The organism is Streptomyces sp. NPDC055140, from assembly GCF_053607285.1.
This window is the reverse complement of record NZ_JBSGTG010000087.1, coordinates 1-6,792: the sequence shown is the minus strand read 5'-3', so window position 1 is coordinate 6,792 and position 6,792 is coordinate 1. Positions and strand designations below refer to the sequence as shown.

Here is a 6,792-nt window from a genome sequence, read left to right as displayed (position 1 = left end):
CGCAGGCGGGGCAGGTCCACTCCCTGACGTGCAGGGGTTTGGGTCCGTCGTGGTGTCCGCAGGTGGAGCACACCTGGCTGGTGGGCTCGAACCGATCGATCTTGATAAAGGTCCGCCCGTAGCGGGCTGCCTTGTAGGCGAGCATGGTCACGAACTGTGACCAGCCAGCGTCATGGACGGACTTGGCCAGCTTGGCGCGCGCGAGGCCCCTGACCGACAGGTCTTCCACGGCGATCGCTTGGTTCTCGCGGATCAACCGGGTGGAGAGCTGATGGTGGAACTCCTTGCGTGCATCGGCGACCTGCGCATGCGCGCGGGCGACCTTGAGCCGGGCCCTGGCCCGGTTCTTCGAGCCCTTCTGCTTGCGGGACAGCTCCCGTCCGGCCTTCCTGAGTTTCTTCTCGGCCCGACGCAGGAAGCGCGGGGAGTCGATTTTCGTGCCGTCGGACAGGACCGCGAAGTGGGTCAGGCCCAAGTCGATGCCGATGGCCTGATCGGTGGCGGGCATCCGGCTGGCGTCGGCGGCCGGGGCGGTGGCGGCGGCCGGGGCGGTGGCGATGACAAAACTCGCGAAATACCGCCCCGCACTGTCCTTGATCACCGTGACCGAGGACGGCACCACGGCCAGGGTGCGCGACCACTTCACCCGCACCTCACCGATCTTCGGCAGATTCAGCCGGCCTGTTGGGGTGATGGACCAGCGGGCGTTGGCCGTGAACCGGACCGACTGCCTCGAATCCTTCCGCGACTTGAACCGCGGCGCACCCACCCTCGCACCCTTACGCTCGCCCTTGAGGGAGGCGAAGAACGCCCGGTAGGCGGCCTCCACATCACGCAGGGACTGCTGGAGCACCACCGAGGACACCTCGCCCAGCCAAGACCGCTCCACGGTCCGCTTGGCCTGGGTGATCAGGGTCTGGGACAGCTCGGCGGCTTTCGGATACGGCAGATTCGCCGCGTGGGCGTCCTTCCGGGCACGCACCGCGTCGTTGAACACGACCCGCGCGCACCCGAACGCCCGGCCCAACGCGGAGCGTTGACCCGGTTCCGGGTAGAGCCGGAACGCGTACCGAAGCTGCATGAACGTCACCCTAGGCGCGCCCTCCCGGGGCACCGCCCCAGAAGATCGGAACTGATCGCGATCGTCCTCCCGTTTGATGCTCGCGCTCAAGTTCGGCCTATCGCGCCCGCCGATGATCGTTGGACGCGTGGGGCGGAGGCCGGGCGGGAGACGAGCCATGATGCTCCGCACCGGCAGTCCACAGGACCACACCTGCCTGCTCCGCAGGGAGGGACGCCGCGACGCCCCGCGTCGCGATCTCCAGAGCGCTCCACCACCGGGCTGAAGCCCGATGCACTGCAAATCAATCCCGGTAGCGAGGTGGCACGCTTGCCTCCTTTGGTGAAAGACGATCATGCGGGCGCCCTGAGGCCGTGAGCCGTGCGGCGCTACATGGCAGTCGGCTGCTTCACCGTGGCGATGGAGTCCCTTCATCGGTCCGGCCGGGGAGGGTCTGCTGCGACCAGACCGTCTTGCCTCGTGCGGCGTAGCGCGTGCCCCAGCGGTGGCTCATGCTCATCACGAGATACAGCCCTCGGCCGCCCTCTTCGGTGTCGTGGGCGCGGCGCATATGTGGCGAGGTGTTGCTTCCGTCGGTGACCTCGCACGTGAGGTGCCGGTCGCGGATGAGCCGGAGACTCACCGGTCCCTCGCCGTACCGGATGGCGTTCGTCACCAGCTCACTGATGATCAGTTCCGTTTCGAACGCGATGTCCTCCAGCCCCCAGGCAGCCAGCTGTCGTCCGGCGAGAGACCTCGCCGCGGCGACCACCCAGGGGTAGGACGGCAGGTCCCAGTGAACCGCCTGGTCATCCGAGAGGCCGCGGGCGCGTGCCAGGAGCAGGACGGCGTCGTCCTCGGCCTGATCGTCGGCCAGGGCATAGGCGATGGCATCGGCCGTCTCGGATAGTGCGCGGTCCTGGAGGGTGAGAACGCGTCGGAGCGTATCGGCCGCCTCGTCACTGCCCGCGAGCAGTCCGTTGGTGTACAGGCAGAGGACAGCGCCGTCGTCGAGGCTGTACGTGGCTGTCTCGTACGTGCCGTGGGCCGTGCCGAGCGCGGGGCCCGTGTCGACCTCCACGGTGGCGACCTCTCCTTCCGGCGAGACGAGCAGCGGGGCGGGGTGCCCGGCGGAGGCGAGGGTCAGCCGGCGCTTCACCGGGTCGTAGACGGCGTACGCGCACGTGGCGACCCGTCCGCCGGTAGGGATGTCGTCATCGTGGCCCAACTCATCGCCGTCGACGTTCTCACTGGCCAGCCGGGCAGCGATCTCGTCGAGATGTGTCAACAACTCGTCCGGCTCCAGGTCCAGTTCGGCGAGCGTGCGCAGGGCGGTACGGAGGCGCCCCATCATGGCCGCGACCTCGATCCCGTGTCCGACGACGTCGCCGACGACGAGTCCGACCCGGGCTCCGGACAGTTCGATCACGTCGAACCAGTCCCCGCCCGCCCTCACAGGCAGGTACAGATGCGCCGTCTCCACGGTCGTCAGTTCCGGCGTACGGCTCGGCAGCAAATGCCGTTGGAGGGCCGTTGCCGTGTTTCGCTCCCGTGCGTAGCTCGACGCGTGATCGATGCCGAGGGCAGCCCGGGAGGCGACCTGCACCGCCAGATCGAGATCCTGCTGCGTGTACGGCTGGGGCCGCTCCGAGCGGTAGAGCGTGACGACGCCGAGCACGGCATCGTGTACGACGAGGGGCACCACCATCAGCGAGTGGATGCCCGCGGTGGCGAGTGCGTGGGCGTGCTCGGACAGCTCGGGGGGCCAGACTCCCTCGGCGTCCAGCCGGGAGACCAGGCGGGGCGTGGCTTCCTCGAGGCTCCGTGTGAAGGCGGTGGCGAGGGGCAGCGTCTCGAGGATCGTGTCCCGTTCGTCGGCGTGTGTGTCGGGCCCGTTCAGGAAGGCCGCCCGGCGCAGCGGCTCTCCGGCGTCGAGCGGTCCCCGACGGTGAGGCTCACCTCGCAGTACCTCATCCAGGATGTGCACCGACACCGCGTCGGCGAGGGCCGGCACCAGCACACTTGCCAGTTCGCGGGCCGTCGTCGTCGCATCCAGTGTCGTTCCGACGGTCCGGCGAGTGTCGTAGAGGAGGTCGAGCCGCGCCCGGGCCGCCTCGCGTTCGGTCACGTCCTCGACCGCCATGAGCACACCGGGCTGCCCGTCGGCCGCGTCGTCCACCTGGAAAATCGATACCGAGACCGTCAGGTCCTCGTCCGGTCGAGCGGCCGGCGTGCCCTTCAGGGTGTGCCGCAGCACGGGCTGACCCGTGCGGAGGGTTTCCCGAGCGAGGACGGCGAGCTTCGTGGTGTCGAGGCCCGAACTGATCTCTCCGAACGTCCGCCCGAGTACCCGCTCGGCGGTGATGCCGCGCAGGCCATGGGCCGATGTGTTGTAGCGACGCACGCGCAGCTGTTCGTCGAGAAGGAAGAGGCCGAGCGGTGCCTGTGTGAACAAGGCTTCCAGTACGGCCGAGTCCGATGCTCTCGTGCCGAGGTAGGGGTCGGCGTCAACCACGTGCGTCCCTCCTGTCCGGTTGTTTCAGGCCGGTTGAGCGGTGTTGAGGGGCGGCAGGTGTACGTGCCCGGCGAGGGCTTCGGGGCGCGATCGGTACATGCCCAGGATGGGCAGGAACGCGCCTGCTCCTGCTCCGGCTCCGGCTCCGGCTCCGGCTCCGGTGACTCGTAGGCCGAGGTTGACGGAGCAGATCGTGTCGTTGTTGACGCTGACGAAAGTGTCCCGCGTTCCGGCCGGCGCGCCCGCGTGGCTCAAGACGCTGAACGGGGCCGCGGGCAGCGCTGAGATCCCCTCGCAGGTGAAGCACGCGGCCTGTCCCAGGTCGAAGGCGATCGGGAAGCCGCCCAGGAACGCCCCGCCCGCCGTCCCTCCGACTTCTTCCGCCATGCGCGCACTGCCTTCCTGGGACTCCCGTCCGCGCCATCCTCACCCCACCGGCTTCGCCCCGCCACCCGCGAGCGGCCCCTCTCGACACGGTCGAGCGCGGGGCATCCGCCAGGACACCGATGCGGGCCCGGTTCCTGGAGACCGTGTCGTGAGGGGTGTACACAGGGACCCTCACCCGCCGCTCCCTCTCCCTACGCCGACCGATCACCGAGTCCCCCACGAACGCCGACGCCGCCACGTGACCGAACTATGCGGTGACTCTGTGTGAAGCCATATCGCCCGACAGTGCATTCACACTCATGACGATCCTGGGTCGATCCTGTGCATCTTTGCAGGCCGCGGCAGAGATTTCGGACGAGGCCACCCATCTCGCTGTCCAGCCCATCCCGACCCCGTGATAACACGTAGTAATCACATTCGAGGAGGCTACGACCGCATGGGTATCTTCAGCCGTCGCCAGGGCGCGACCATCGAGCCGACGCCTGCTGCCGGCCCCCGTACGCCCTTCCCGGGCGCCGACACCACCGGCGCCGCGCTCGACCCGGCCCTTCGCGCACTGACCGGGCAATGGACCATCGACCGCCCGCACAGCCGCATCGGCTTCTCCGTACGACACGCGATGGTCACGACCGTGCGCGGCGCCTTCGCCGACTACGACAGCACCCTGTACTTCGACGGAGCCCGCCCCTCCCAATCCCGGGCCGAAATCACCATCCGGGTCGGCAGCGTAGACACCGGCGTCGAACAGCGCGACGCCCACCTCATCGGCACCGACTTCTTCGACGCCCGCCGCTACCCGGAAATGACCTTCCGCAGCACTTCCACCACCCACGAGGGCGGAGAGACCTTCCGCATGACGGGCGACCTGACCATCCGCCAAGTCACCCGCCCCGTCGAACTCCAACTGGACTACCTCGGCTCCGTACTCGACCCCTTCGGCTACGAACGAGCCGGCTTCGACGCCACCACCACCATCGACCGCACCCAATGGGGCCTCGTCTACAACCAACGTCTCGAAGCCGGCGGCACCATGGTGAGTGAGAAAGTCCGGCTGCAGTTCGACATCTCCGCGATCCGCTCCACCCCCATCGCATAGCTGCACCACGCTGCACGAATGCCCCCGCTCCCCCACCACCACAGGTGGGAGGGCGACAGGCCTGAGAACCGTGGGCCCGACCGGCGGCGAGGCGGTCGCGCCTTCCTGCACGGCTGCTCAGTCACCGACTGAACCCGACGCACCGTACACGGATCCGCCCGACGACCGCGGTGGGACCAAACCCCTTCCCGCCGCCTTTCGACCCACGGCTTTTCATCCGACCCGGTCATCGGCACTGGAGGCGCGCAGGGCTTCGTGGAGGATGAGTGGCTGGACGGTCAACTACGGTTGTGTGAGGCGCTGTTGAAGCGACGGTTGGCCGCGAGCGCCGGATCCCTGTGATGGACGGGGACGGCTTGCCTGCCTCGGGCACTACGTGGATGTGCGACCCGGTCCAGGTCCGGGTCAGTGCGGTGTCCGGACTCACGGCGAGCAGACTCGGCGTCAGGTGAGGTCTTCCTGGTCGGCGATGATGTCGGTCTCGTACTGGTCGATGATCTGTTGTGGGGTGCGGCCGGTGTGGTGGGCGAGGTCGTTGATGGCAGTGGTGGCCCAGTTCGCCACCGACAGCGCCAGGGCCATCAACTGGTCATCGCCGTAGGTGCTTTTGACGCCCAGCAGGTAGGCGAGGTTGAGGTACGGAACCAGTTGGGGGTCGCTCGCGTGGCCGGTGCCGGCGCGGAGCATCTCGATGGTGGTCTGCGTTGCTTGCTCATGTTCCGGCAGCAATCGCTGTCGCTCGACCTGCACGTGGGCGATCATCTGGCGGCGTGCGAGCGGGTCCATCCTGCGCCCCTTCCTGTGGGAGATGTCGCTGCCGCGGTCACGGGGTGGCGCGCAGCAGGACAAGGGACCCGTTGTAGCTCGGGCGGTTGCGCAGGTGACCGAACGCTTCGTCCCAGGTGCCCGAGCCGAGGGCGCGGCGCAGCGAGGTGTCGAAGTCCTGGCGAGTCCGGTCGTCGACGAAGCTCCAGGCCGAGCAGGCTTGACGGGCGGCGGGGTCGAGAAGCATTTCGGGGCGGCCGTAGTACGCCTCGTTGAAGCCGTCGGTGCAGTCCAGCGGGATGGGGACGGTGGATCGTGGTGGTGCCGCCGAGCGCGGCCGTGAGCTGGTCCAGCGGCGGGTAGCGGCGCGCTTCGGTATCCAGGACATCGGGGGCGTACTCGTAGAGCCAGAAGTCGCGTACGCGCGCGGGGTCGCAGGTCAGGACGGCGACCGGGCCGCGGGTGACGCGTCGCATCTCGCGCAGCCCGGCCTCGACGTCGGACCACTGGTGGACGCTGAAGAGGGTCATCGCCGCGTCGAACTGCCCTTCGGCGAAGGGGAGGCCCTCCGCCACGGCGTCGATGGCCGTGGCGAGTTCGGCCGGGCGCTGGGCGCGCATCGCCAGGGAGGGCTCGACCGCGGTGATCGTGTGCGCGGCACTCTCGTAGGAGCCAGTACCCGCGCCGACATTGAGTTGTCGGCACGTATGCGGTTTTCGATACGCCGACGATATGTGCCGACTCGTAGCATCAATAGCATGCGTGTGTTGATTGTCGAGGACGAGCCCTTCATGGCAGAAGCCATCCGCGATGGCCTACGCCTGGAAGCGATCGCGGCCGACATCGCAGGCGACGGCGACACCGCTCTGGAACTGGTCAACCACCCGGGACTGAAAGTCCCGGGCTTGCACAACGGGCGCCACTGGCTGTGGTGCTGCGTTTGCGTCCTGTCCCACGCCCGGTGTTCGG

The 6,792-nt window shown here is 68.4% G+C and carries 6 protein-coding genes and 2 pseudogenes; 2 read left to right on the top strand and 6 right to left on the bottom strand.

The features are described from left to right. The 3 genes from ACWFR4_RS47120 to ACWFR4_RS47110 form a co-directional block, all read right to left on the bottom strand. On the bottom strand, positions 1 to 1,081 hold a 1,081-nt coding region (locus ACWFR4_RS47120), incomplete at its 3' end, for an RNA-guided endonuclease InsQ/TnpB family protein (RefSeq protein ID WP_453657939.1). Between the two features lie 388 nt (positions 1,082 to 1,469). Next, a complete protein-coding gene (locus tag ACWFR4_RS47115) occupies positions 1,470 to 3,575 on the bottom strand; it encodes a SpoIIE family protein phosphatase (protein WP_453657937.1) in 2,106 nt (701 codons plus the stop codon). Between the two features lie 24 nt (positions 3,576 to 3,599). Then, on the bottom strand, positions 3,600 to 3,962 hold the full coding sequence (locus ACWFR4_RS47110; protein WP_453657935.1) for a hypothetical protein: 363 nt from the start codon (positions 3,960 to 3,962) through the stop codon (positions 3,600 to 3,602). 436 nt (positions 3,963 to 4,398) lie between these two features. On the opposite strand from ACWFR4_RS47110, the gene ACWFR4_RS47105 reads away from it, so the two are divergent. Further along, entirely contained in the window at positions 4,399 to 5,058 is a 660-nt protein-coding gene (locus ACWFR4_RS47105; protein WP_453657933.1) for a YceI family protein, read from the top strand. Positions 5,059 to 5,502: 444 nt separating this feature from the next. On the opposite strand, the gene ACWFR4_RS47100 is transcribed toward ACWFR4_RS47105, so the two are convergent. From ACWFR4_RS47100 to ACWFR4_RS47090, 3 genes and pseudogenes are all read right to left on the bottom strand, one after another. Continuing rightward, on the bottom strand, positions 5,503 to 5,844 hold the full coding sequence (locus tag ACWFR4_RS47100; RefSeq protein WP_453469572.1) for a hypothetical protein: 342 nt from the start codon (positions 5,842 to 5,844) through the stop codon (positions 5,503 to 5,505). 37 nt (positions 5,845 to 5,881) lie between these two features. Beyond that, the gene (locus tag ACWFR4_RS47095) at positions 5,882 to 6,211 is read right to left on the bottom strand and encodes a hypothetical protein (RefSeq protein ID WP_453657931.1); all 330 of its coding nucleotides are present in this window, start codon (positions 6,209 to 6,211) and stop codon (positions 5,882 to 5,884) included. Between the two features lie 130 nt (positions 6,212 to 6,341). Continuing rightward, a pseudogene (locus tag ACWFR4_RS47090) lies at positions 6,342 to 6,470 on the bottom strand (SAM-dependent methyltransferase); the annotation flags it as partial. Between the two features lie 111 nt (positions 6,471 to 6,581). Between ACWFR4_RS47090 and ACWFR4_RS47085 the strand changes: the two are divergent. Then, positions 6,582 to 6,792, top strand: a pseudogene (locus ACWFR4_RS47085) (hypothetical protein); the annotation flags it as partial.

Excerpts from the sequence above, each read along its gene's own strand:
- ACWFR4_RS47100 (WP_453469572.1), bottom strand. The coding sequence starts at position 5,844 with ATGGACCCGCTCGCACGCCGCCAGATGATCGCCCACGTGCAGGTCGAG.
- ACWFR4_RS47110 (WP_453657935.1), bottom strand. The coding sequence starts at position 3,962 with ATGGCGGAAGAAGTCGGAGGGACGGCGGGCGGGGCGTTCCTGGGCGGC.
- ACWFR4_RS47105 (WP_453657933.1), top strand. The coding sequence starts at position 4,399 with ATGGGTATCTTCAGCCGTCGCCAGGGCGCGACCATCGAGCCGACGCCT.
- ACWFR4_RS47095 (WP_453657931.1), bottom strand. The coding sequence starts at position 6,211 with ATGTCCTGGATACCGAAGCGCGCCGCTACCCGCCGCTGGACCAGCTCA.